22 protein-coding genes are annotated in these 24462 nt (G+C 64.3%); 13 read left to right on the forward strand and 9 right to left on the reverse strand.

Annotated elements, in window-relative coordinates:
• Nucleotides 1-284: 284 nt before the first annotated feature.
• From J2S96_RS12910 to J2S96_RS12920, 3 genes are read right to left on the reverse strand one after another with little or no spacing between them, the layout of a single operon-like run.
• Nucleotides 285-1118 (reverse strand): alpha/beta fold hydrolase, encoded by an 834-nt coding sequence (locus J2S96_RS12910; protein ID WP_306863979.1) that lies wholly within the window; start codon nt 1116-1118, stop codon nt 285-287.
• A gap of 31 nt (nt 1119-1149) precedes the next feature.
• Nucleotides 1150-2004: an alpha/beta fold hydrolase gene (locus tag J2S96_RS12915; protein ID WP_306863982.1), complete on the reverse strand. Its 855-nt coding sequence runs from the start codon at nt 2002-2004 to the stop codon at nt 1150-1152.
• 9 nt (nt 2005-2013) lie between these two features.
• Nucleotides 2014-2901 (reverse strand): alpha/beta fold hydrolase, encoded by an 888-nt coding sequence (locus J2S96_RS12920; RefSeq protein ID WP_306863984.1) that lies wholly within the window; start codon nt 2899-2901, stop codon nt 2014-2016.
• A gap of 77 nt (nt 2902-2978) precedes the next feature.
• On the opposite strand from J2S96_RS12920, the gene lysS reads away from it, so the two are divergent.
• The 9 genes from lysS to dhaM all read left to right on the forward strand — a co-directional run bounded on the left by lysS (nt 2979) and on the right by dhaM (nt 13243).
• Entirely contained in the window at nt 2979-4505 is a 1527-nt protein-coding gene (lysS, locus tag J2S96_RS12925; RefSeq protein ID WP_306863986.1) for a lysine--tRNA ligase, read from the forward strand.
• A gap of 2 nt (nt 4506-4507) precedes the next feature.
• The gene (locus J2S96_RS12930; RefSeq protein WP_306863989.1) at nt 4508-4684 is read left to right on the forward strand and encodes a hypothetical protein; all 177 of its coding nucleotides are present in this window, start codon (nt 4508-4510) and stop codon (nt 4682-4684) included.
• A gap of 138 nt (nt 4685-4822) precedes the next feature.
• On the forward strand, nt 4823-5149 hold the full coding sequence (locus tag J2S96_RS12935; RefSeq protein WP_306863992.1) for a histone-like nucleoid-structuring protein Lsr2: 327 nt from the start codon (nt 4823-4825) through the stop codon (nt 5147-5149).
• 358 nt (nt 5150-5507) lie between these two features.
• The gene (locus J2S96_RS12940) at nt 5508-8000 is read left to right on the forward strand and encodes an ATP-dependent Clp protease ATP-binding subunit (RefSeq protein ID WP_306863995.1); all 2493 of its coding nucleotides are present in this window, start codon (nt 5508-5510) and stop codon (nt 7998-8000) included.
• A gap of 154 nt (nt 8001-8154) precedes the next feature.
• Nucleotides 8155-10257: a S9 family peptidase gene (locus J2S96_RS12945; protein WP_306863998.1), complete on the forward strand. Its 2103-nt coding sequence runs from the start codon at nt 8155-8157 to the stop codon at nt 10255-10257.
• Between the two features lie 23 nt (nt 10258-10280).
• Entirely contained in the window at nt 10281-10790 is a 510-nt protein-coding gene (locus tag J2S96_RS12950) for an amino-acid N-acetyltransferase (RefSeq protein ID WP_306864001.1), read from the forward strand.
• 106 nt (nt 10791-10896) lie between these two features.
• Nucleotides 10897-11898, forward strand: coding sequence for a dihydroxyacetone kinase subunit DhaK (dhaK, locus tag J2S96_RS12955; RefSeq protein ID WP_306864003.1), 1002 nt, complete (start codon nt 10897-10899; stop codon nt 11896-11898).
• Between the two features lie 2 nt (nt 11899-11900).
• Complete coding sequence (gene dhaL / locus J2S96_RS12960; RefSeq protein WP_306864006.1) at nt 11901-12551, forward strand: dihydroxyacetone kinase subunit DhaL; 651 nt, start codon at nt 11901-11903, stop codon at nt 12549-12551.
• Nucleotides 12548-13243, forward strand: coding sequence for a dihydroxyacetone kinase phosphoryl donor subunit DhaM (gene dhaM / locus J2S96_RS12965; protein WP_306864008.1), 696 nt, complete (start codon nt 12548-12550; stop codon nt 13241-13243). Before dhaL ends, dhaM begins: the two co-directional genes overlap by 4 nt.
• Before the next feature lie 20 nt (nt 13244-13263).
• On the opposite strand, the gene J2S96_RS12970 is transcribed toward dhaM, so the two are convergent.
• On the reverse strand, nt 13264-13446 hold the full coding sequence (locus tag J2S96_RS12970; protein WP_306864011.1) for a hypothetical protein: 183 nt from the start codon (nt 13444-13446) through the stop codon (nt 13264-13266).
• Nucleotides 13447-13910: 464 nt separating this feature from the next.
• Between J2S96_RS12970 and J2S96_RS12975 the strand changes: the two genes are divergently transcribed.
• Entirely contained in the window at nt 13911-14567 is a 657-nt protein-coding gene (locus J2S96_RS12975; RefSeq protein WP_306864013.1) for a class I SAM-dependent DNA methyltransferase, read from the forward strand.
• Nucleotides 14568-14588: 21 nt separating this feature from the next.
• On the opposite strand, the gene J2S96_RS12980 is transcribed toward J2S96_RS12975, so the two are convergent.
• Complete coding sequence (locus J2S96_RS12980; protein ID WP_306864016.1) at nt 14589-15557, reverse strand: A/G-specific adenine glycosylase; 969 nt, start codon at nt 15555-15557, stop codon at nt 14589-14591.
• 160 nt (nt 15558-15717) lie between these two features.
• Here J2S96_RS12980 and J2S96_RS12985 point away from each other — a divergent pair, with 160 nt between their 5' ends.
• Nucleotides 15718-16401, forward strand: coding sequence for a hypothetical protein (locus J2S96_RS12985; protein WP_306864019.1), 684 nt, complete (start codon nt 15718-15720; stop codon nt 16399-16401).
• Here J2S96_RS12985 and disA read toward each other — a convergent pair.
• Both disA and J2S96_RS12995 read right to left on the reverse strand, forming a co-directional pair.
• A complete protein-coding gene (gene disA, locus J2S96_RS12990; RefSeq protein ID WP_306864022.1) occupies nt 16398-17474 on the reverse strand; it encodes a DNA integrity scanning diadenylate cyclase DisA in 1077 nt (358 codons plus the stop codon). The genes J2S96_RS12985 and disA overlap by 4 nt on opposite strands.
• Nucleotides 17475-17709: 235 nt before the next feature.
• Nucleotides 17710-18006, reverse strand: coding sequence for a hypothetical protein (locus J2S96_RS12995; RefSeq protein WP_306864024.1), 297 nt, complete (start codon nt 18004-18006; stop codon nt 17710-17712).
• 338 nt (nt 18007-18344) lie between these two features.
• On the opposite strand from J2S96_RS12995, the gene J2S96_RS13000 reads away from it, so the two are divergent.
• Nucleotides 18345-19958, forward strand: coding sequence for a peptide chain release factor 3 (locus J2S96_RS13000; RefSeq protein ID WP_306864025.1), 1614 nt, complete (start codon nt 18345-18347; stop codon nt 19956-19958).
• Between the two features lie 464 nt (nt 19959-20422).
• Here J2S96_RS13000 and radA read toward each other — a convergent pair whose 3' ends face one another.
• Both radA and J2S96_RS13010 read right to left on the reverse strand, forming a co-directional pair.
• Nucleotides 20423-21796 carry a DNA repair protein RadA gene (gene radA / locus J2S96_RS13005; protein WP_306864028.1) on the reverse strand — a complete coding sequence of 458 codons (1374 nt, stop codon included), beginning with the start codon at nt 21794-21796 and terminating at the stop codon, nt 20423-20425.
• Between the two features lie 42 nt (nt 21797-21838).
• Nucleotides 21839-22969, reverse strand: a complete 1131-nt coding sequence (locus J2S96_RS13010; protein WP_306864030.1) for an FUSC family protein — start codon at nt 22967-22969, stop codon at nt 21839-21841.
• 281 nt (nt 22970-23250) lie between these two features.
• On the opposite strand from J2S96_RS13010, the gene pstS reads away from it, so the two are divergent.
• Nucleotides 23251-24375, forward strand: coding sequence for a phosphate ABC transporter substrate-binding protein PstS (gene pstS / locus J2S96_RS13015; RefSeq protein ID WP_306864032.1), 1125 nt, complete (start codon nt 23251-23253; stop codon nt 24373-24375).
• Nucleotides 24376-24462: the final 87 nt, after the last annotated feature.

Here is a 24462-nt window from a genome sequence, read left to right on the forward strand (position 1 = left end):
TGCACCCGGGAGGGTGTGGGAGAGTAGGACACCGCCGGACAACCATTCACCGTTCAGGCCCCGGGCACCCACGTGCCGGGGCCTGAACCATTTAACCCCACAAACCCCCCACATGAGCCCGCGTCCGGCCAGAACCCGTCATATGTGAGCGGGCGTCCGGCCAGGGCCGCGCATACGTGAGCGGGGGTCCCGTCTGGACCGACCGGATGTGAGCGGGCGTCCCGCCAGAACCCGTCATATGTGAGCCGGCGTCCGGCCGGAACCATACATACGTGAGCGAGCGTCTAGCCAGAGAAGAAATCGGAGAGCTCGGTGATGAGCTTGTCGGGTGCGCGGATCACTCCGTCGTGGCCGTGGCCCGGGAGGATGGTGTAGCTCGATCCGGAGAGCACGTCGTGGATCTGGCCACACGCCACACCGAAGTAGGCCGGGCTCTTTTCGCCGACCACAATGAGCGTCTCCAACGGAAGCTCGAGGAACGGTTCCGCGGGCATGTCCGCGGCGATGACCGCCTTGATCTCACGCACGCCGGCCTGCATGAGCTCACGCATCTGCTTGCCCATGGGAGTCCCGGCCGTCAGCTTGTTCACGAGCGTCAACATGGAGAGCGGCATCCGAGCGAAGGCGCCCTCTGTCTCGACGCCCTTCACGAGCACAGCGAGCCCACGGTCAAAATCTCCGGTCGCGGTGGCGCGCTCGTATTCGCTCGTCCACTCGGCCTTAACGCTGTGGTTGACGGAGACGGCGGGGTCGTAGACCGCGAGGCGTTCCACCGGCAGCGTGCGTGCCGCGTGCAGGGCCACTGCGCCACCGAAGCTGTGGCCGAAGACATCGGTGCTGGCCGTGTGCTTCATGATTTCGGACAGATCCCGGATGTCGACGTCCAGGGTGTAGTCCTCGGGCTGGGGCGATGATTCACCACGGCCGCGTCGGTTGAAGGTGTGGACCGGGCGGCCAAGGGCCGCACTGAGCTTCTGGGCAAACTTGGAGTAGTCCGCGGCGGTCACCATGGAGGCGGGCACGACGACGACACCTGAGCCGCCGGAGGCAAGCTCACCGCCGGTCGTGAAGAGCTCGAGGGTTCCGCCGTCGGCCGTTCTGATGTTCTCGCGCGTCATGCTTCGAGCCTAACGGAGCCGCAGGGTTCCGTCAGTCCTTGAAATAGTTGGAGATGTCCGTCACGAGTTCCTTGACCGCTGCAGGAATGGATCCGTGGAAGCCTTTGGGCGATACCATCAGCGTGCTTCCAGGGACGGCTGCGTACAGCCGCTCTGCCGTGACCTTGTAGTATTCAGGGCTCTTGCTGCCCACGATAAATCGCGTGCTTCGAGGGAGTACGGAGAAGTCCCGGGGGCGCGCAGCTTCGTCGTAGGCAGCTTTCAGTTCGGCCACGCCCGTTGGCATGAGTCCCCTCAGGAGCCTGTTGACCTTGGTGTGGGAAATGAGTGCCATGAGTACTGCCAGGATGGGCTCCGGGATTCGAGCCAAAGCGCTGCCGGGCTGCATCCCCCTTTTCATCCTGGCCATGGCACGCCCCACGTTTCCGCTATCCACGGATCGGGCAAAGCCGTCCAGCCAGCCCGTGTCCATGCTCCCGTCGATGTTCACGGCGGCGTCGTACACGGCAAGTTTGTCCGGCTCATAGTTTGTTCCCGCGAACTCCTGTACGGCGTTCAATGCCACCGATCCGCCAAGGCTGTGGCCGAGGAGGTTCCTGGCGCCGGTGGCGTCCATGATGCTGCGGACGTCGGCGATCTCGGTGGCCATGGAGTAGTTTGCCGGTAGTTCCGTCGAGCCGCCCCGGCCCCTGCGGTCGTAGACGTCCACCGCCCAGCCTTCGCCAAGGCCCTTGGAGAGCGCCATGGAAAAAGGCCGGTAGATGAGCGCGGTCAGGAATGCGCCGCCAATGAGCACCACGCGGCGCTCTCCGGGTGCGTCCACGGAGCCGTAACTGTACAAGGCGAGTTTGCCGCCGTCGGGCGTGGGGACCTCACGTTCTCTCACCGTTTCATCCTAGGGTGACGGCGCGTTCGCCGTTCCTTGCGCCAGGTAGCGGGCAATTCTCACCGCGAGCTGCTTTCCGGGCCGGAGGGGACCCTCGTGGAACTGCAAGGGGACTATTGCGAAATCCACCACGGGAACGGCCGCCGCGAGCTGCCGCGCGATTTCGGCAAAGTACGCCGGACTCCACCCTCCACTGAGCATCAGGGTTGGTGTTTTCAACCCCGAATAGTCTTGAATATCCAAGTCGGCGTCCATGATCGCCCGCATCTCCAGCACCGCCGTCGGCAACAGACCCCTCATCTCGGATCCCAACCGCGTCTTGGCTGAGAGGATGCTGATTGCCCGCAGCGCGCCGAGCGGCAAGTAGGAAATCGGACCGGCGGTCCCGAGTCCTTGGACCAGATGCGCCCACCCATGGTCGAGTTGGCCAGCCGTGACGGCTGCTTCCAGTTGCGGCCGCCAGCGCCCGTTCAGGTTGCCGGAAAGGGAAACCGCGGCGTCGTAAGTGACCAGCCGGGATATGGGTGCACGCAGCGCCGCCTGGAGCGCGACGAATCCGCCATAGCTGTGCCCAACGACATCGGTGGATCCGCTTGCCTCCATCACGGAAAGCAAGTCGCTGGTCTCCGTCGCAGCGGAATAGCCAGGCGGTTGCGGCGCCGAACGGCCACGGCCTCGCCGGTTGTAGGAATGCACCGGCCGGCCAAGCAGGACGCTCAGGTTCCGGGCGAACGGCCAGTAAAGGGAATCTGTCACCAAAGTGCCGTGAACAAGCACGACGCCGGGCTTCTCCGTAGCGCTCGAAGCGCCGGGAATCGACCCCCCGGCTGTCGGCCGGAAGGTGTGCACCTCAAGGTAGCCGCTGTTGTCGTCCGTTTCAACTGTCCATGTCTCCACAGCCCGAGTCTATGTTGCTGCAGGGGCGGGAGGGGAAGATAGGGAACTCTAAGGAATCCCCGGTAAACTTGTGGATTGTGACTTCCGCAAACACCCCATCCCAGCACCCCGCCGAGCCCGCCGACGCCAGCGAACAGATGCGCATCCGCATGGAAAAGCGCAGCAAGCTGATCGAGCGCGGTACCGAGGCCTACCCGGTGGGTGTTGAGCGGACGCATTCGCTCGCTGAGATCCGCGAAAAGTACGCCCATCTCCAGGCGGACGAAACCACCGGCGACACCGTGGGTGTCACCGGGCGCGTCGTATTCGTGCGCAACACCGGAAAGCTCTGCTTTGCCACCCTCCAGGAGGGCGGCGTTGACGGGAAGGGCGTGCGGCTGCAGGCGATGCTCAGCCTGGCGAACGTCGGCGAGGAAATCCTCGCGGACTGGAAAGCGCTGGTGGACCTCGGGGACCATGTTTTCATCAAGGGCGAAGTCATTTCCTCCCGGCGGGGCGAGCTGTCCGTCATGGCCGATTCCTGGTCCATGGCCTCCAAGGCCTTGCGCCCGTTGCCCGTGCTGCACGCCGGGTTGAATGAGGAAACCCGTGTCAGGCAGCGTTATGTGGACCTGATGGTCCGCGACGAAGCCCGGGAAATGGTCTACACCCGCGCTGCGATCACCCGCTCGGTTCGCGACACCTTGGACCGTCGCGGCTATGTGGAGGTGGAGACGCCCATCCTGCAGCTCGTCCACGGTGGTGCCACTGCCCGTCCGTTCGAGACGCACATGAATGCCTTCGACCAGAAGATGACACTGCGTATCGCTACCGAGCTCTTCCTCAAGCGCGCCGTGGTGGGCGGAATCGACCGCGTTTACGACATGGGCCGCGTCTTCCGCAACGAAGGCGTCGACTCCACTCACAGCCCCGAATTCACGACGCTGGAATGCTACGAGGCGTGGGCTGACCAGTTCGTCATGGCCGAGCGGATGAAGGAAATCATCCTGAACGTCGCCGACGTCGTGGGCACCCGCACTATCCAGACTGACGCCGGAGAGATCGACCTCGACGGCGAATGGGCTTGGGTTGCCGTTTACCCCGGGCTCTCGGAAGCCATCGGCGAGGAGGTCACCCCGGACACCACGGTGGCGGAACTGCAGACCATCGCAGCCAAGCACGAGGTCAAGGTGGACCCCAAGTGGGACGCCGAGAAGCTTGTCGTCGAGTTGTTCGGCGAGATCGTCGAACCCACACTGCTCAACCCGACGTTCGTCTACAACTACCCGCCGTCCGCGCAGCCGCTTGCCCGCCCCCATCGGGAGGACGGCCGCCTGATCGAGGCCTGGGACCTCATCATTGGCGGCATGGAACGCGGCACGGCCTTCTCCGAGCTGATCGACCCCGTTATCCAGCGCGAACGCTTGACGGAGCAGTCGCGTCGTTCGGCCGCCGGCGATGTCGAGGCCATGCAGCTGGATGAAGACTTCCTTCGTGCCCTCGAGTACGGTGCTCCGCCCATGGGCGGCATCGGCCTTGGCATCGACCGTTTGGTCATGCTGTTCACCGGAGCAGGCATCCGGGAAACCATTCTGTTCCCACTCCTCAAGCCCGAAGGGCACTGACCATGGAATACATTGCCGTTCTTGCACCCTCCGTCGTCGTCGGGCTTCTCTTTTGGTTTGCCATGAAGGCAATCTTCAACGCGGACAAATCGGAGCGCCAAGCAGAAGCCCGTGCCCAGGAAGAGGCCGGATTTGGAATTGCCAAGCCGGCAGACGGCGGCTCTACGCCTGCCAAATAGCTCTTTCCGCGGAGCGCTCCCGAAGATTTAATAGTGTCTTTGGCAGTGTCTTTGACGGGGTGCCATGCGCTGGACGATAATCTTTAATTAGTAGTCCAGCTATTCTGCATATCCGCCCCCCCAAAAGAGAGTCTTTTCATGGCACAGAAAGTCAAAATTATCCTCGTTGACGACCTGGATGAGGGCTCCGCGGATGAAACTGTCCGCTTTGGCCTTGATGGAGTCAGTTACGAAATGGACCTGTCCAGCGCCAACGCTGCCAAGCTGCGGGACGCTCTTGCACCGTTTGTAGCGAAGGCGCGCAAGACATCGACCGGTCGTGCAACGCGTAGCCGCGTTGCCGCAGGGAGAAACCAGGACTCGGCACAGATCCGTCAATGGGCGCGCGAGAACGGTTATACCGTAAACAGCCGTGGCCGCATTCAGGCCGAAATTCAGGAAGCCTACCAGAAGGCCAATTCCTGACCCCAAGTATCAATACCCCGGCCCTCAGGCCGGGGTATTGTCATTTAACCGTCCGTTCGACCGGATAACGGTGTTATGCGCCACTATTCCGGGGAAGACTTGGAACGAACTGGGAATGTCCGGTGGGCAGCCGTTGCGTTTGCTGGGAAGGACGACGGCGGCTGGCCGCGCCGCGGGGCGCGGTTCCTGCGGGCTGTGGAAGCTTGCCGATTTGGTCTCCGCCGCAGTCCCAAGGTCCACGGACGGGTCGAGCGAGGTTATTCCCGGTCCGGCCAGGTTTCCCCTGTGGCGAACACGCACCAAAATTCCACCGCTGGCACGTAGCATCAAAGTACGTCGTAGCTAGGAGTGTGGCGAAATGTTTGAGAGATTTACGGACCGTGCCCGTCGCGTTGTTGTGCTTGCCCAAGAAGAGGCACGCATGCTCAACCACAACTACATCGGTACCGAGCACATCCTTTTGGGTCTGATCCACGAGGGTGAAGGCGTTGCCGCCAAGGCGCTTGAGTCCCTGAGCATTTCGCTCGATGGCGTCCGCGAGCAGGTGCAGGAGATCATCGGCCAAGGGCAGCAAGCCCCGTCCGGTCACATCCCGTTCACCCCGCGCGCCAAGAAGGTGCTCGAACTCTCGCTCCGCGAGGCCCTGCAGCTCGGCCACAACTACATCGGTACCGAGCACATCCTGCTCGGCCTCATCCGCGAGGGTGAGGGGGTCGCAGCCCAGGTCCTGGTCAAGCTTGGCGCCGACCTCAACCGCGTCCGCCAGCAGGTCATCCAGCTGCTCTCCGGATACCAGGGTAAAGAAACCGCGGGTCCAGGCTCAGGTCCGGGCCAACAGGAAGGCACACCGGCCGGTTCGGTGGTGCTGGACCAGTTCGGCCGCAACCTGACCCAGGCTGCGCGGGAAAACAAGCTTGATCCGGTGATCGGCCGCGAGCTGGAGATGGAACGCGTCATGCAGGTCCTCTCCCGCCGCACCAAGAACAACCCCGTGCTGATCGGTGAGCCCGGCGTCGGCAAGACCGCCGTCGTCGAGGGCCTTGCCCAGGCGATTGTCCGCGGAGACGTCCCGGAGACCATCAAGGACAAGCAGCTCTATACGCTTGACCTCGGTTCCCTTGTGGCCGGTTCCCGCTACCGCGGTGACTTCGAAGAGCGCCTCAAGAAGGTCCTGAAGGAAATCCGCACCCGCGGCGACATCATCCTCTTCATCGACGAGATCCACACGCTCGTGGGCGCCGGTGCTGCCGAGGGTGCCATCGATGCCGCGTCCATCCTCAAGCCGATGCTGGCCCGCGGTGAACTCCAGACCATTGGTGCCACCACCCTGGATGAGTACCGCAAGCACATCGAGAAGGACGCCGCGTTGGAGCGCCGCTTCCAGCCGATCCAGGTCAAGGAGCCCTCCGTCGCGCACGCGATCGAGATCCTGAAGGGACTGCGCGACCGCTACGAGGCGCACCACCGGGTGACCATCACGGACGGCGCCCTCGCCTCTGCGGCAACGTTGGCTGAACGCTACATCTCGGACCGCTTCCTCCCGGACAAGGCGATCGACCTGATCGACGAAGCCGGTGCACGGCTGCGCATCCGCCGCATGACGGCCCCGCCGGAGCTCAAGGCCATGGATGAGCGCATCGCCGAGGTGAAGATGGAGAAGGAATCGGCCATCGACGCCCAGGACTTCGAAGGCGCCGCCTCGCTGCGCGACAAGGAGCAGAAGCTCATTGCCGAGCGTGCCGAGAAGGAACGCAACTGGAAGTCCGGCGGCATGGACGATATTTCCGAAGTGGACGAGGAGCTGATTGCCGAAGTTCTCGCGAATTCCACCGGCATTCCGGTCTTCAAGCTCACCGAGGAAGAATCCAGCCGCCTGCTCAAGATGGAGGAGGAACTGCACAAGCGCGTCGTCGGCCAGGACGAGGCCATCCGCGCCCTCTCCCAGGCGATCCGCCGCACCCGTGCAGGCCTGAAGGACCCCAAGCGTCCCGGTGGCTCGTTCATCTTCGCCGGCCCCACCGGGGTGGGCAAGACCGAGCTCGCCAAGGCGCTGGCCGAATTCCTGTTCGGCGAAGAGGATGCCCTCATCACGCTGGACATGTCCGAGTACTCGGAAAAGCACACGGTTTCGCGGCTGTTCGGTGCCCCTCCGGGCTACGTCGGCTACGAAGAGGGCGGTCAGTTGACCGAGAAGGTCCGCCGTCGTCCGTTCTCCGTGGTGCTGTTCGACGAAGTGGAGAAGGCCCACGCCGATCTCTTCAACTCGCTGCTGCAGATCCTGGAAGACGGCCGCCTGACCGACTCCCAGGGCCGCGTGGTGGACTTCAAGAACACGGTCATCATCATGACCACCAACCTGGGTACCCGCGATATCTCCAAGAGCGTCGCAACGGGCTTCCAGTCCGGCACGGACACCACCACTGGCTACAACCGGATGCGGGCACGGGTCACCGAGGAGCTCAAGCAGCACTTCCGTCCCGAGTTCCTCAACCGTGTTGACGACGTCGTGGTGTTCCCGCAGCTCACGCAGGACGAGATCATCGAGATCGTGGACCTGTTCGTCACGCGCCTCGAGGCCCGCCTCAAGGACAAGGACATGGGCATCGAGCTCACTACGGCCGCCAAGGTCCTCCTGGCGACCAGGGGCTACGACCCCGCCATGGGTGCCCGGCCGCTGCGCCGCACCATCCAGCGCGAGATCGAGGACCAGCTCTCCGAGAAGATCCTCTTCGGCGAGCTGCACCCCGGTGACATCGTCGTGGTCGACGTGGACGGCGAAGGCGACGACGCCAAGTTCACGTTTGCCGGCAATGCCAAGCCGCGCATCCCGGAAATCGCACCAAGCGCTTAGTCTCCGGTTCCGCCGGGTTTCCGGTTCAAGGCCCCGTCCGCTCCCAAAAGGAGCGGGCGGGGTTTTGCGTTACCGAGGCCCGCGATCTGAAATAAGTGTTTCACTCTGAGTGAACTTTTTGTGATATTCAGCACATTTCGTGTTGAATCAGAGCATGGATTCGAATGGCTCCGAGACTCCGAGCACGCAACCCGAAACTCCCTTCCACGACCTCGACCACTATCTTGCCATCCCCCGCGTCGGCGGCCTGGCCCTCAGCGCCGACGGAAGCCGCTTGGTCACTACGGTCTCCACGCTCAACGCGAAAGGCACTGAGTACGTCACTGCCCTCTGGGAGCTTGATCCTGCCGGAAAGAAGCGTGCCCGTCGCATCACGCGCAGTGCCAAGGGAGAAGCCGGTGCGGTTTTTGCCACCAACGGCGACCTCTACTTCACCTCGGAGCGACCCGATCCGGACAGTCCCGAATCCGATCCCGTGAGCGCGTTGTGGCTCCTGCCAGCCGACGGCGGCGAGGCCCGGGTGGTGCACACCCGCGCTGGCGGAGTCGGCAGCGTGCTGGCCGCGTCTGCGGCGGATGCCACTTTCGTGACCGCCCCGGTCCTTGCCGGTTCCAGCGATGAGGAAAATGACGAAGAGCGGCGCAAGAGCCGCAAGGACAACAAGGTGGCGGCCATTCTGCACACCGGCTACCCGGTTCGCTATTGGGACGCAGATCTGGGTCCGGCCCAGCCCCGGCTGTTCGCGGTGGAAAGCGGAGTCGCGGAAGAGTCTGGCAAGCCCGCGACCGTGGACACTACCGCACCCCTCAAGCTGCGCAACCTGACGCCCGACGTCGGCGGCAACCTCCGCAACACCCACGCGGTGGCCAGCCCGGACGGGAAGACGATCTATACGAGCCTCGCCAAGCCGTTGGCGAAGGCCGACACACGCTTTGTGCTCGCCGCCGTAGACGTCGCTTCCGGCTCGCTCAAGGTGCTCCTCGATCACGAGGGAATGAGTTACTTCCCCGGCCCGGTCAGCCCTGACAACAAAATGCTCTCGGTAGTCAGCGAAAGCGACAGTACCCCCGGGCAGGCGCCCGAGGTCAAACTCAACCTCTTGAATGTCGGCGGGGGAGAGACGCTCGACCTTGAGCCGCTCGCGCCCGCCTGGGACCGCTGGGGAAGCCCCGAGGCCTGGCTTCCGGACGGGCGCTCGCTCCTCGTTACGGCCGACGACGACGGCGCCAGGCCGGTCTTCCGGGTAGCCGTCGCCGACGGTACGGTCACCCGCGTGACGCCGGACGCGGAGGCGTACACCGACGTCGTCGTTTCCCCCGACGGGCTGAGCGCGTATGCGCTGCGCAGCTCATATGAATTCCCGGCGGAAGCTGTCCGGATCGAACTCGCCACGGGCGCCGTCGAACGGCTCCCCGCACCCGCTGAGCGCCCCCGGATCAAGGGCTCGCTGGAACGGGTGGACACGCACGCGGCTGACGGTTCGAGGGTTCCGGCTTACCTCGCTCTCCCGGAAGGCGCATCGGCGACGAACCCGGCCCCCCTGCTGTTGTGGATCCATGGCGGCCCGTTGGGCTCATGGAACGCCTGGACCTGGCGATGGAATCCCTGGCTGCTCGTGTCCAAGGGGTATGCCGTACTGCTGCCGGACCCGGCTCTGTCCACCGGGTACGGCCAGCAGTACATCCAGCGCGGCTGGGGCGAGTGGGGCAAAGCGCCGTTCACGGACCTCATGTCCATCACCGACGCGGTGGTCCAGCGGCCCGACATTGACCAGACGCGGACAGCCGCCATGGGTGGGTCATTCGGGGGATACATGGCCAACTGGGTGGCCGGGCATACGGACCGATTCAAGGCGATCGTGACGCACGCCAGTTTGTGGGCCATGGACCAGTTCGGGCGCACCACGGACGCTTCGCAGTATTGGCTCAAGGAAATGACCCCGGAGATGGCACTGGACAATTCGCCCCATCTCCATGTCGCGAAAATCAGCACCCCGATGCTGGTGGTTCACGGGGACAAGGACTACCGGGTGCCGATCGGCGAAGGCCTAAGGCTTTGGTATGAGCTTCTTTCCAGTTCCGGGCTCCCCGCCGACGAGAACGGTGAGACCCAGCACCGCTTTCTGTACTTCCCTGACGAGAACCATTGGATCCTCCAGCCGCAGCACGCCAAGATCTGGTACGGCGTCGTGGAGCACTTCCTGGCCACGCATGTCCTTGGGCAAGAGGTTCCTGTTCCTGGGGACCTGGGGCTCTAGGCGGTTGCACATAAGATTGGGCTGTGACTTCGACCTTCAGTATCCGCCCCGCCCGCACCGGTGATGTTGCCGCAATCAAGAGGCTTGTGGCGCCACTGGCGGAGCAGCGAATCCTGATGGCCAAAGAGACCGTGGCCTACTACGAGAGCCTCCAGGAGTTCCGGATTGCCGAATCGTCCGACGGCGACGTGATCGGTTGCGGAGCCTTGCACGTCATGTGGGAAGACCTGGCCGAAGTGCGCACGTTGGCGGCGGACGACAACTGGCGGGGGAAGGGCGTGGGCCACGTCCTTGTCCAGCAGCTCCTGGAGGACGCTCGCGCGTTGGGCGTTGCGCGGGTCTTCTGCCTGACGTTCGAAGTGGACTTCTTCAAGCGCCACGGATTCGAAGTCATGGCGGACCAAACCGCCGTCGACCCCCAGGTCTACTCGGAACTGCTCCGCTCCCATGACGAAGGCGTGGCCGAGTTCCTCGATCTGGCCCGGGTGAAGCCCAATACCCTGGGCAACACCCGTATGATCAAGGTCCTCTAGCTCGGACTTTTCTCCTGTTTCCCTGCCTGGGGGCCGTTCCCCTACCGTGCCCGGGACGCTGGTAGTAGGGTCAAATCACCTACCAGCAACGCCCCAGGAGCGCCCCATGAAAAAGCTCATCAACGATCCCCGCTCGGTGGTGGACGAGTCTGTCGAGGGTTTCGGCATGGCCCATGCCGACCTCGTGGACGTCCGTACGGACCCCATCTTCGTCCTTCGGAAAGGAGCGCCCGTAGCCGGCAAAGTGGCGCTCGTGTCGGGAGGAGGGAGCGGCCATGAGCCGCTTCATGCCGGCTTTGTAGGGCACGGAATGCTCGACGCCGCCGTGCCGGGTGCCGTCTTTACCTCGCCCACGCCTGACCAGATCATTCCGGCCACTGCGGCAGTCGATTCAGGGTCCGGCGTCATACACATCGTGAAGAACTACACCGGTGACGTGCTGAACTTCGAGACCGCGGCGGAGATGGCCCAGGCTGAAGGAATCAGTGTCCGCTCGGTTCTCGTCAACGACGACGTCGCCGTGGAGGATTCTCTTTACACAGCTGGCCGGCGCGGTGTGGGTGGCACAGTGCTGGTTGAAAAGATCGCCGGCGCAGCCGCGGAGCGTGGGGATTCGCTGGAAGCCGTCGCGGGCGTGGCGGAGGGAGTTGTCCGCAACGTGCGCACTATGGGCGTCGCCCTGTCCGGCTGCACCGTGCCGCATGCCGGAGTACCCAGCTTTGAGCTTGCGGAGGACGAAATCGAAATCGGCATTGGCATTCATGGTGAACCGGGCAGGCACCGGATCGCCATGGAGGGCGCCGACGCCATCACGAGCCGCCTCTTGGACCCGGTCCTGGAGGATCTCGGGATCAAAGCCGGCGAAGAAGTGCTGCTCTTCGTCAACGGCATGGGCGGCACACCACTGAGTGAGCTGTACATCGTCTACCGCCGCGCTGCGCAGATCCTCGGGGAAAGAGGAGCCAGAGTGGCACGCTCGCTGGTGGGCAACTACGTCACATCGCTTGAGATGCAGGGCTGCTCCATCTCGGTGTTGCGGCTCGATGACGAACTGACCGCACTCTGGGACGCACCTGTACACACTCCGGCCCTGCGTTGGGGGATGTGACAGTGGGCCTGGGGGTCGAATGGGCGGTCCAATGGTTGACACTCTCCGCTCGGCGCATGTCCGAGCACCGGGAGGAGCTGATTGCCTTGGACCGCGCGATAGGCGACTCCGACCACGGCGAAAACATGGACCGTGGGTTCCAGGCAGTCATGGAGAAACTTGCCCAGACTCCGCCGGAGACACCCGGCGCAGCCCTGAAGCTGGCTGCGATGGCCCTGATGTCCAAGGTAGGCGGGGCAGCCGGACCGCTGTATGGAACCGCTTACCTTCGGGCGGCCACGGCGCTGGGAGAGAGTGCGGACATTGATGCTGCGGCGCTCGCAGCAGCTTTGACTGCGGCCCGGGACGGAATTGTTGCCCGCGGCAAGGCGGAACTGGGCGACAAGACCATGGTGGATGCCTGGTCTCCGGCTGTGGAAGCGGCGGACGAGGTCTTGGTGGCCGGCGGAGATGCACTGGCGGTCCTGGCTGCGGCGGCCGAGGCTGCCGAGGTTGGGGCAGTCACGACTGATCCATTGGTAGCCCGCAAGGGTCGTGCCAGCTACCTTGGTGAACGCAGCGCCGGTCACCGCGATCCAGGGGCTGTGTCTACTGCCCTGTTGCTGCGTGCAGCCGCCACTGCTGCGGGATTCCCCGAGGAGTCTGCTGAATGACTGTGGGATTGGTGGTGATCTCGCACAGCCCGAAGATTGCGGAAGGCGCGGTGGAATTGGCCGCCCAGATGGCCCCCGATGTGAGGTTCTATCCAGTCGGAGGTACGGATGACGGCCGTATTGGCACGGACTTGGAGAAGACGGTCGCCGCCTTCGAGACAGGACTCGGGGAAGCTTCAGGGGACGGCGTGGTGGTTCTGACCGACCTTGGTTCCGCGGTCATGACGGCAGAGTCAGCGGCCGAGTTCTGCAGCGAGCCGGAGAAGGTCTTCCTTGCCGATGCCCCCTTGGTGGAGGGCCTGGTTGCCGCCGCGGTGGCCGCCCAAGGTGGTGCAGCGGCGGCCGCGGCGAAGGCCGCCGCGGAGGCGGTTCGGTTCGGTCCGGAGCCCGCCTTTGCTGCCAGCGGCTCCATGGAATCCCAAGGGAAGGGCGAACCCACGGAAAGCGGTGAGTTCGAGCTCATCAACCCCATGGGAATGCATGCCCGGCCTGCCGCGAAAATTGCGGGCGGACTGGCCGGTCTGGACGTTGAGGCAACGGTGAACGGCGTCGATGGCACGTCGATTATGGAACTCATGACTCTCGCCGTGGGCAAGGGTGGCAAGCTCAGGGTCGAAGCCTGGGGCAACGATGCATCCAAAGCCGTGGATTATGTCCGGCGGTTGGTGGAAGAGGGGTTCGGCGAGATTTGAGGCCGCATGGGTTTCGGGGTTCAGGACTGCCGAAGCCCGTGGGCATCGAGCAAGAGGCTAGCGGTGATGGTGGCCTGGCATTGCTCTCCCCAGGGTTTGGCGCTTTTAGGGGTGAAGTTGAGTGTCCTGAGCGGCAAGGCCGCGCCGTTTGCACCCGTCCCCGTCACTTCGGCTTCGATGGGCGAAGTCGTCAGTGTTCCCATATTGAGGAAGCCGTAGCGGGTGGCGTCCGGAGACGTGACGGCAGAGCATGACCCCCCGGGTTCAGGGCTGCAGGATTGAGGCACCGACACGCTGCCGGGTCGCAGATCCAAGTCCGCCTCGCGGCAGTTCCCGTCTTGGCAGGCTTTCAAATGGACGGTTCTGACAGTTGGCGCGTATTCCGCCGTGATAGTCAGGGAGACCACGGGAGCCATGGCAATTGCCGGGCAAACGGCGACTTGAGGTTGGCATCCCGACCAGAGCGCCGCCGTCGTGGTCAATGCAATGGCGGCCCACAACCTGCGCATACTTGAGGATAATCCCGCGGCCGCGGACCGGAACGGGATGCTTTTCAACTGGCAGGCACATCGTTACAGACCCCTACGGATCGTTGCGCGTCCGCGACCTGGGCCATGTCACGGCCGGGCGCGCGAAGCAGCTGGCCGCCAGGACTAGGGTTTATGGCATGACTGAACCATCGGATGTGCATGCCACCCGCGCGGCCTACAACACGGTGGCTGCCGATTACGCTGAACTCCTGCGCGACGAGCTCGATAACAAACCCTTCGACCGGGCGATGCTCGGCACCTTTGCCGAGCTTGTGGGGTCCGCTGGAGGAGGGGCGGTCGCCGACCTCGGTTGCGGGCCCGGCCGGATTACGGCGCACCTCCATTCCCTGGGCTTGGCGGCTTTCGGCGTCGACCTGTCGCCGGAGATGGTGGCCGTCGCCCGCCGGGATCACCCCGGCTTGGAGTTTGATGAAGGGTCCATTGAAGCGTTGGGGCTGGCGGACGGCACCTTGGGTGGGATTGTCGCTTGGTATTCGATCATCCACACGCCTCCGTCCCGTTTGCCGAGGGTGTTCGCGGAGTTCCACCGGACCCTCCAGGATGGCGGCCTGCTGCTGCTCGCGTTCCAGGCGGGGGACGAGCCCAGACACTTGCGCTTCGCGTATGGCCACGAGATCGATCTCGATGCCTACCGATTGCCTCCCGAAGGCATCACGGAACTCCTACTTCTGGCCGGCCTAGTTGTCGAAGCGCAGCTTCTCCGCGAACCTGACGACAGGCACGAGAAAACCGCGCAGGCGTATGTTCTGGCGCGCAAACCGGCCGCATCGTGAAGGAAGCACCGCAACGGAAGGCTAGGCCGGGAGCCGCAGTCCGCCGTCGTGCATCTCCGCCAGGCCGTCGCGCAGGAGCCCCTCGAGGGCGCGTTCGAGCTGTTCCGGGGCCGAATTCAAGCGGTGCAGGGCAGCCAACGGCACGGCCGTTCCCTCGGCGGCGAAACCGAGGTCAGCGGTCGGGCGCTCGAACAGTTCCGGGGCTACGGGGGAATCGGCCAGACGCAGCACGGCCATGACGGCACCCCGTAGCTGACGGTCCGTGCCGTGCCACGCCTGGCCTTTGGGCGTGTACGTAGGCGGCGGCTCACCAGCGGCGAGCCACGCGCAGGAGTCGCGGACAGGGCACGCTGAGCACTTGGGGGAGCGGGCGGTGCACACCAGCGCTCCGAGTTCCATGACGGAAGCGTTCCAGCGGACAGAGAGCTCGACGTCGTCGGGCATGAGCGATTGGGCGAGGCGCATCTCCGACGCGGTGAGCGACGGAGCAGGCAGCGCGAGTCCGGAAACGAGCCGGGCATGGACACGCCGGATGTTCGTGTCCACCACGGTTTCGCGGCGCCCGAACGCAAAGGCAGCCACAGCCGAGGCCGTATAGTCGCCGACGCCGGGAAGGCTCAACAGCGATCCGTGTGAGTCCGGCACCCTGCCGGCGTGCTGTTCAACGATCGCGACGGCGGCCGCGTGGAGCCTGAGCGCGCGGCGGGGATAACCGAGCCTGCCCCAATGTCGCACGGCCACGCCCGAGGGCTGCTTCGCCAGATCCGCCGGTTCCGGCCAGCGTTCCATCCAGTCTTCCCACACGGGCAGGACGCGGACTACCGGTGTCTGTTGCAGCATCACCTCGCTGACCAGGATTCCCCATGGGCTGCAGTCGGATGACCTCCACGGCAACACCCGGGCCACCTCGGAGAACCAGCGGTCCATGGATTGGTGCAAGTCCGTGAGGTGGTTGGTGCCGGCAAGCTCAGCGGCGCCTGGCAGTGACATGGAGATCCTCGCTGCGGTTCGTGGCAGGCCTTGTTGGCGGCCGATTCCTGCCATCCACTGTAGTGGAGCCGGCGGAATGACGTACGTCACACTGCCCCTGATCGCGCCCGGGCGGCGTGGTGCGGTGCCATCCAGCTCTTGCGTTGCCTAGCCTAGAAGCATGGTCAACAAGGGCAAGCAACCGCCGAGGGCGCGCACGTCGTCTTCGGCAAAGAGCCCTGCCCTGGCACAAAGGCGACGGCCGAGCCCCGCGGTCTACCGTCGTCGGCGGCTGGTTGTCTTCGGTGCCCTCCTGCTGGTCCTGGCGATGCTCGTTGCCGGTGCAGTGGCCATGAGTTCCTCCCTTTCAGGCAAGGCTGATTCAGGTGCCTCGCGGGCCCCGGCGGCCGGAGCTACCCCTGCGATCCAGACCCCCTCGGAGGATCCCACCGCGGTAACCGCAACGCCCACGCCCACCCCGGTGTGCGACTTGAATCTGGTGACGGTAACGGCGTCTACGGACCAGCCGGCCTACGCGGCCGGGCAGAACCCCGTGCTGAGCATGAAGATCACCAACGGCGGATCAGCGCCGTGCCAGGTCAACGTAGGCACGTCCCAGATGGAGTTCCTGGTGATGAGCGGCGAGGACCGGATTTTCTCCTCCAAGGACTGCCAAGCGAAGAGCGATGACCTCGTGAAGCAGATCGATCCAGGCAAGAGCGAGATCGCCAACTTCCCGTGGCAACGTAACCGGACGACCGAGGGCTGTGGGGTAATCTCGGCCAAGCCGGCCACCGGGACTTACACCTTCAAGGCCATCCTCGGAAACAAGGCGAGCACCAAGACTGTCTTCCAGCTGGGTTAGAGGAACCTGTCCAGCAGGCTGGCTTCGGCCATCCGGCTGAGTCCTTCGCGGACGGTCCGGGCACGCTGGTCGCCGATGCCATCCACGGTCATGAGGTCCTCGATCGTGGCGGCCATGAGGTACTGGAGTCCACCGAAGTGCTCTACCAAGCGGTCGGCCACGGCTTTCGGAACCGACTTCAGTCCGGAAAGGAGGCGGTAGCCACGCGGCTGCACGCCGGCGTCGAGCACGTCCATGCCTCCGGCGAACCCGATGATTCCGGCAATCTTGCCCAAATCAATCAGCTCTGTGGGGCTTAGATCCAGGAGGGCCTGCATCGCGCCGTCAATGTCCTCCTGCGAGGCGTCGGCCCCGGCGTAGTCGCGGATGATCACATCGCTGCCCGGGCCGCGGCCCGTAGTGAGCTCTTCCAGCTGCAATGAGAGCAACCTGCCGTCCTCACCCAGTTCCAGGACATATTGCGAGATTTCCTCGGCAATGCGCCGGACCATTTCCTGGCGCTGCAGAGTGACAGCCACATCCCGGATGGTGACCATGGCCTCGATTTCGAGCGCCGACAGGGCACTGGTGACCTGGTCGAGGCGGGCGCTATAGCGCTCAAGCGTCGCGAGAGCCTGGTTTGCGCGGGCCAGGACCTTCTCAGAACCCTCCAGCACGTGCCGCAGGCCATTGACGTAAAGGGCGATGATCTGCATGGACTGGCTGACCGAAATCACGGGAACTCCGGTCTGGATGGCCACGCGCTCGGCCGTCCTGTGACGCGTTCCTGATTCGTGGGTCTCAATGCTGGAGTCCGGTACCAGCTGTACTGCGGCCCGAAGGATGTTCCCCGCGTCCTTGTCGCAAACGATGGCACCGTCCATCTTCGCGAGCTCGCGCAACCGCGTCGGGGAGAACTCGATGCCGATTTCGAAGCCACCGGAACAGATGGACTCGATGGTCCGGTCCGTTCCCAGCACAATCAGGGCGCCGGTGCGCCCACGGAGGATGCGTTCCAGGCCGTCGCGCAACGGTGTTCCGGGGGCCACCCTGCCCAGAGTCGCCTTGAGCGAATCTTCGGGGCTCCGAGCCATAGGTGTTCCCTTCAAAGGTGCGGGCAGGGGCGCCCACAAGTGTGCCGGTTCTCAGCAATGAGTCCACGGGATCAAAATGCCAGATTTCCCGCAAGCTCAATGATAGAGGTATAGACCGGCAACAACCGCACGGGCAAGCCTCAAAGTGCCCCAAAGCGGGTTATGTGGCGAGGGCTTGGAAACGCGTTCGACGGCGGCCGCCGGATCGGCACTTTGGGCCCGGGCACCGGAACCCTCAGGCAGACCTCCTGAGCCGCGCGAGCCGCTCAAGGTCCCGTCGCACACTCTGAAGCGCGGCTTCCCGGGACGTGGACTTGGCGGTGTCCGGGTGCGTTTGCATCGCAGGAGGGTGGGTTCGGCCTCTGTTGGCGTCCGGATGGTATGGCTGCTGGGACTGGTTCCTGGCCGGAGTGGGGTTCGTCTCCGCGAATCCGGCGGAGCCTGCCTCCGCGAACGACTTGGGGTTCGTCGCGGGGTTCGTCGCTGGGGAGGGGCCGAGGGGATCGTAGAACAAGTCATTCCCTGGTTTCATTGATGCCTTGTTCCTTTCATGCCATAGCCGGCTGGGTGGGTGTTTTCCTGACGGGTGGCGCCAAAATGAGCCGGGCAAGTCCGCCGTTGATTCAAACTATCGGCAGGTGATTTCGGAGGTTTGTGCACCTCGTTTCAATCCTGTTAAGCGCTCGCATTAAGACCCCGCCTCCGGTGCGGTCCCGGGCTGCGATAAACTTGGTATCTTGGCTGGCGCACAAATCGTGCCGCTCCCTGAGCTGGTCTCCGTCCGGCACGGGGCACGTTTCCAGCCTCCATTCCACGTTCGGCCCGTCGTTCCTGTGCGGGCAACGCCCAGATCGCAGCGAAAGTAGCACCGTGTCCCAAGAAGTCCTGAGCCCAGCCCGAGTCCAGGAAATTCACCATGAGGCCTCCCGGCGTCGGACTTTCGCGGTCATTTCGCACCCTGACGCCGGCAAGTCGACTCTCACGGAAGCCCTCGCGCTACACGCCAAGGTCATCGGCACCGCCGGTGCATCGAGCGGCAAGGCCAACCGCAAGGAAACCGTCTCCGACTGGATGCAGATGGAGAAGGACCGCGGTATTTCCATCAGCTCGGCGGCATTGCAGTTCTCCTACAGGGACACGGTGATCAACCTCCTGGACACCCCGGGGCACGCCGACTTCTCCGAGGACACCTACCGCGTCCTGGCCGCCGTCGACTGCGCAGTGATGCTCGTGGACGCCGCCAAGGGCCTGGAAACTCAAACCATGAAGCTCTTCGAGGTCTGCAAGCAGCGGAACCTGCCCATCATTACGGTGATCAACAAATGGGACCGCCCCGGGCTGGATGCCCTCGCCCTGATGGACGAGATCACCGAACGCACCGGACTCCAGCCCATGCCCTTGACTTGGGCCGTGGGCATTTCAGGGGACTTCCGTGGAGTCTGGGATCTGCGAAATGACCGCTTCGCACGGTTCGCGCGCAACAACGCCGGCGCCAACATTGCCATCACCGAGTACTTCACTCCGGAAGAGGCAGCCGAGGCGCAGGGCAACGACTGGAGCAACGCGGTCGACGAAGCCGGACTGGTCATCCAATCAAACCTCGAATTCAACGTGGACAGTTTCCATGCTGGAACGGCAACGCCCATCCTCTTCAGTTCGGCAGCCTTGAACTTCGGGGTCAAGGAAATCCTGGATGCGTTGGTGGATTTCGCGCCTCCGGCCGCACCCCGTCCGGACGTGGACGGCGAACCCCGTTCCGTTGACGCTCCCTTCGCCGGGTTCGTCTTCAAGGTCCAGGCCGGGATGAACAAAGCCCACCGCGACCACGTTGCGTTCATCCGCGTGTGCTCGGGCGTCTTTGAGCGCGGCATGGTGGTCACTCAGACACGCACCGGTAAGTCCTTCGCCACCAAGTACGCCCAGCAGGTTTTCGGGCGCGAACGGGAAGTCATCGACGAGGCCTACCCCGGCGACGTCGTTGGCTTGGTCAACGCGTCCTCACTTCGCGTCGGGGACAGCCTGTTCCTGGACGAACCTGTCGAATTCCCCGCCATCCCGCTTTTCGCGCCCGAGCATTTCCAAGTCGCCAGGTCCCAGGACCCCAGCCGCTTCAAGCAGTTCCGCCGCGGCATCGAACAGCTTGAACACGAAGGCGTCATCCAAGTGCTTCGTTCCGACGTCCGAGGCGATCAGGCACCCGTGCTCGCCGCCGTCGGTCCCATGCAGTTTGAGGTTGTCGAAGACCGCATGGCCCACGACTTCAACGCCCCGATGCGCTTGGAACGCCTTCCGTATTCGATGGCGAGGATCTCGACGGCGGAGGCCATGCCGGCGCTCGCCAACGTCCCGGGTGCTGAGGTGCTGCTGAGGTCCGACGGCGAATACCTGGCGTTGTTCAACGACGTCTGGGCGCTGCGCCGGATCGAGAAGAACCACCCGACGCTCACGCTCGTCCCGATTGGCACGCACAACCCGGCGAAATAGCCGTCCTCCGGACCGAAGCCTTCCTCCGGACATGTCCCTCGGGAAGCCTTCCTCCGCACATGCCCCTCGGTTGCACCTAGGAGTGGACATGCTCACCTTTGCCTCGTGCACATGCCCCTCGGGTGAGCCGAAGAGTGGACATATTACGTTTATGTCCACTCCCTGGCTCGAACAGCGGGCATGCTCGGAGGGTGGGGGTCAGAAGTTCACTGGGCGTTCGACCTTGCTGTCAGCGCGAATGATCCGCGCACAATCCAATGGACGTGTCCCGCGCTAGCGACCGCACATGCCCCGCGCTGGCACCTAGGACTGGACATGCTCACCTTTGCCTCGTGCACATGCCCCTCGGGTGAGCCGAAGACTGGACATATTACGTTTATGTCCACTCCTTGGCTCGAACAGGGGGCATGTCCCGGGGGGAGTGAAGACAGGGGGCATGTCCCTTGGAGGGCGAGGAGGGGACGCTAGGTGATGAGCAACTCCAAGGCCTCGGCCAGGTGCGCCACCTCGCGGACCGAGAAACCCTCCGGGATGGGCCCTGGTCCGTTAGGGCTGGCGGGCACCACTGCGTGGGTGAAACCAAGCCGCTGCGCCTCGTGGATGCGCTGGTTGATCCCGGGAACGGGACGGACCTCGCCTGCGAGGCCGACCTCACCGAAGGCGATGAGCCGCTGAGGCAATGCCTTGCGGGCCTTCGCCGAGGCCACGGCAAGCGCAACGGCAAGGTCGGTGGCGGGTTCGCTCAATTTCACCCCTCCGACAGTGGCCACGTAGGAGTCGTCCTTGTGCAGGATGCAGCCGGCCCGCTGTTGGAGCACGGCAAGGAGCATGGCGACGCGCGAGTTCTCCAAGCCGCTCGTGGCCCTGCGCGGCTGTGAACTGGCGCTTTCGGCAAGGAGAGACTGCACCTCGGCCAGCAGGGGGCGCCGGCCTTCCATCGTCACGGTGATGCAGGTACCGGAGACCGGCTCGCGTGTCCGCGATACAAAGAGGCCGCTGGGATCGGCGAGGCCTTCGATGCCGGCTTCGTTCAGATCGAAACAGCCGACGTCGTCCGTGGCCCCGTAGCGGTTCTTGACCGCGCGCAACAAGCGCAAGCGCGAATGGCGTTCGCCTTCGAACTGGCACACGACGTCCACCAGATGCTCCAGCAGGCGTGGACCGGCAATGGAGCCGTCCTTCGTCACGTGGCCAACCAGCAGGGTTGTCATATTCCGGCGCTTGGCGGCGGCGATAATGGACGCCGCGACTTCCCGGACCTGTGAAACGCCGCCCGCGCTACCTTCGACATCCGCGCTGCTGAGCGTTTGCACCGAGTCCACGATCAGCAGTTTCGGCTCAAGTTTCTCCACCTGCCCGAGAGCCTGCCCGAGGTCCGCCTCCGCCGAGAGATAGAGGGTATGCGCCACCGCGTCAATCCGTTCCGCACGGAGCTTGACCTGGGCCGCCGATTCCTCGCCCGTGACGTACAGGACGTCTTGCCCCGTGCGGGCGAACTTCGCGGCGACATCCAGCAGGAGGGTGGACTTCCCGACGCCGGGTTCCCCGGCAAGCAGGATCACCGCCCCTGGAACGAGTCCGCCGCCCAGGACGCGGTCGAGTTCGTCGACGCCGGTGGGCAGGAACGCGGCCGTGGTCCCGTCTACCTCGGCAATCCGGCGCGCCGGCTCCAAAACCGTTGTTGCCGCCGTCGTACGCGCAACGGTGCTGCCGGTTTCCTCGACGGTGCCCCACGCCTGGCACTCACCGCAGCGCCCCACCCACTTGACCGTGGTCCATCCGCATTCGGCACATTTATATGCGGGCGACTTGGATGCGCGTGAAGTCTTGGAAGCCATGCGTACAAGGCTAGTGGAGGGGTAGGACAGTCAAGGCCGCCCTCACTGCAGCTCAGGAAGTATGTCCCTAGCCTCGCGGGGGTCCATGCCCGCGGCTTCGAGCAAATCCACCATGAGCGGGCGGAAGAGCATCACCACGGTTTCGCCCTCGAGCTTCTGGACGTGGAGCATTTTGGGGTGCAGCCGCGTGGAAATGTCCGCCAAATCCTGCCGCGCGCCGCGAAGGTGGGCGCGGCGCGCGCCGTCATGCACTTCCGCCAGGCCTAGCGATAGTTCCTCGACCGCTGCGGAGGTGTCCAGCAGGACCTCGGAAATGCTGTCCGTTGCCTCGTCTGTCAGTGCGGCATGGTTGATGGCGCTCGTGAGCCGCCGGGCGAACACCCGGCCGTTGCGGAGGGCGAGGTCGATGGAATCCAGCGAATCCGCGAGCCTGGTCAGCTCCTCGCGGTGCCGCCGATACGCGGGAGCGATCGTGGCCACTTCGCCGGAGGCCTTGAGGGATTGGCGCATGCGGTCCACCAGGGGCTGGCAGTTCCGCCCGCGGATGAGCGCGTGCCACGCCTGGGTGGAGTCGCTGTTGATCAGGGCCTCGGCGCACTCGCGGAGCACTTCCGAGAGCTCGTGCAGGAGTTTGCGGACGTCCTGGCGGGGCTCGCTACGTGGGTCCTTGGGGACCAGCATGGTGACGAGAAGCGCGAAAACCCCACCCACCACCGCGTCGATGCTGCGTGTGAAAGGTCCCCCGGCCGGCGCGGGCAACAGCACCACGAGCAGCGACTGCAGGCCCAGTTGGGTGGTGAAAATGGATCCGCCGTCCAGGAAACGTGCCAACAGGATGGAAAACAGAAGGACGACGGCGGCCTGCCAGATCCCCGAACCCAGCCAGTGGAGGAGCAGATCGCCCACGACGATCCCGAGGGTGCAGCCAAGTCCGACTTCCACGACCCGGCGAAGCCGCGGGTCCCGCGAGAAGCCGAGCGCGATCAACGACGACGTCGCGGCGAAAAGGGGTCCCGAGTGCCCGAGTATGTATTCAGCGAACGCATAGGCGCCCACGGCACACACCGTCATCTGGACTGCTGGAACCAACGAGTTCCGGCTGCGGACGAAGCCGGTACGCAGCCGCGCCCTCAGGAATTTCTTGCTCGTTGAAAGTCCTTGGGGGGCGGTCATGGCTCAAGTCTATTCAGGACCGCTCCACCGCGTGCGGCCTTCGAGGAAACCGCGAAGTGAGGGGCGTCACTTAATCCCGCTTGACTTGCCGAGCGCAAGGGTGACGCTGCACTTGTAAGCCAATGGACCACAGCCGTTCACTTCCCGTTCACCTTGGACGGCCGATCCTGTTACCTGCGGCTCATAGCGTCAATCAAGGTACAAATACGTACGCAAATCTTTCGTATGCCGACTTTCTCCCACGGCACGCATCAGAGAATCCCTGGAAGGGGTACATCCAAGTGAAGGCAACTCGCTTCGGCCGCAACGCGGCAATCGCGGTCCTCGCAGTCGGCGCGCTTGCGCTGACCGCTTGCGGTTCAGACAACGCCACCGGCAACGCTCCGGCAGCTACGCAGAGCGCCGCCGCCGGCGTCAAGGTCACCGGCACCCTGACCGGTATCGGCTCCTCGGCGCAGGGCGCCGCAATGGACGCCTGGAAGACCAACTTCGCTTCCGCGAACCCGGGTGCCACGGTCCAGTACTCCCCGGACGGCTCGGGCGCAGGCCGCAAGGCCATCCTCGATGGCTCCGCACAGTTCGCTGGATCCGACGCTTACCTGACGGACGCTGAGCTTGCCAGCTCCAAGACCAAGTGCGGCACCGACGGCGCCATCAACATCCCGGTCTACATCTCGCCGATCGCCGTTGCCTTCAACATCCCGAACGTCAAGGACTTGAAGCTCGACGCCACCACGGTTGCCAAGATCTTCCGCGGCCAGATCACCAACTGGAACGACCCGGCAATCGCCGCCCTGAACGCCGGCGTTACGCTTCCGGACCTCAAGGTCACCCCGGTCAACCGCTCTGACGACTCCGGAACCACCCAGAACTTCACTGACTACCTGGCGGCCGCTGCACCCTCCGTCTGGACCGACAAGGCAGCCGGCGTTTGGCCTGCTTCCCTGAAGGGCGAGAACGCCAAGGGCACCTCGGGCGTCGTCAAGACCGTCACCGACACCCCGGGTGCCGTGACCTACGCTGACGACTCCGCAGTTTCCGGCAAGCTCGGCACCGCGGAGATCAAGGTTGGCTCGGACTTCGTCAAGATTTCCGCTGACGCTGCCGCCAAGGCTGTTGAACTGGGCAAGCCCGTTGCAGGCCGCCCCACCGGCGACCTTTCCATCAAGCTTGACCGCACCACCACGGACTCCTCGGCCTACCCGGTGGTCCTGGTTTCCTACCACGTCGTCTGCACCACCTACGACAAGCAGGCAACTGCCGACCTGGTGAAGGCTTTCGAGAGCTACGTAGTCTCCGACGCCGGCCAGCAGGCCGCAGCCGGCTCCGCCAAGTCCGCTCCGCTCTCCAAGGCGCTGCAGGACAAGGCGAAGGCCGCTGTTGACTCCATCAAGGCCAAGGCCTAAGGACGACAATGGAGTAGTGGTTCCGCGGACCGCGGCACCACTACCCTGAATATCGAGGTTCCCTGTCCCAGGCTGGTGAAACATCAC

The organism is Arthrobacter bambusae (assembly GCF_030812595.1).
GTDB lineage: Bacteria > Actinomycetota > Actinomycetes > Actinomycetales > Micrococcaceae > Arthrobacter > Arthrobacter bambusae_B.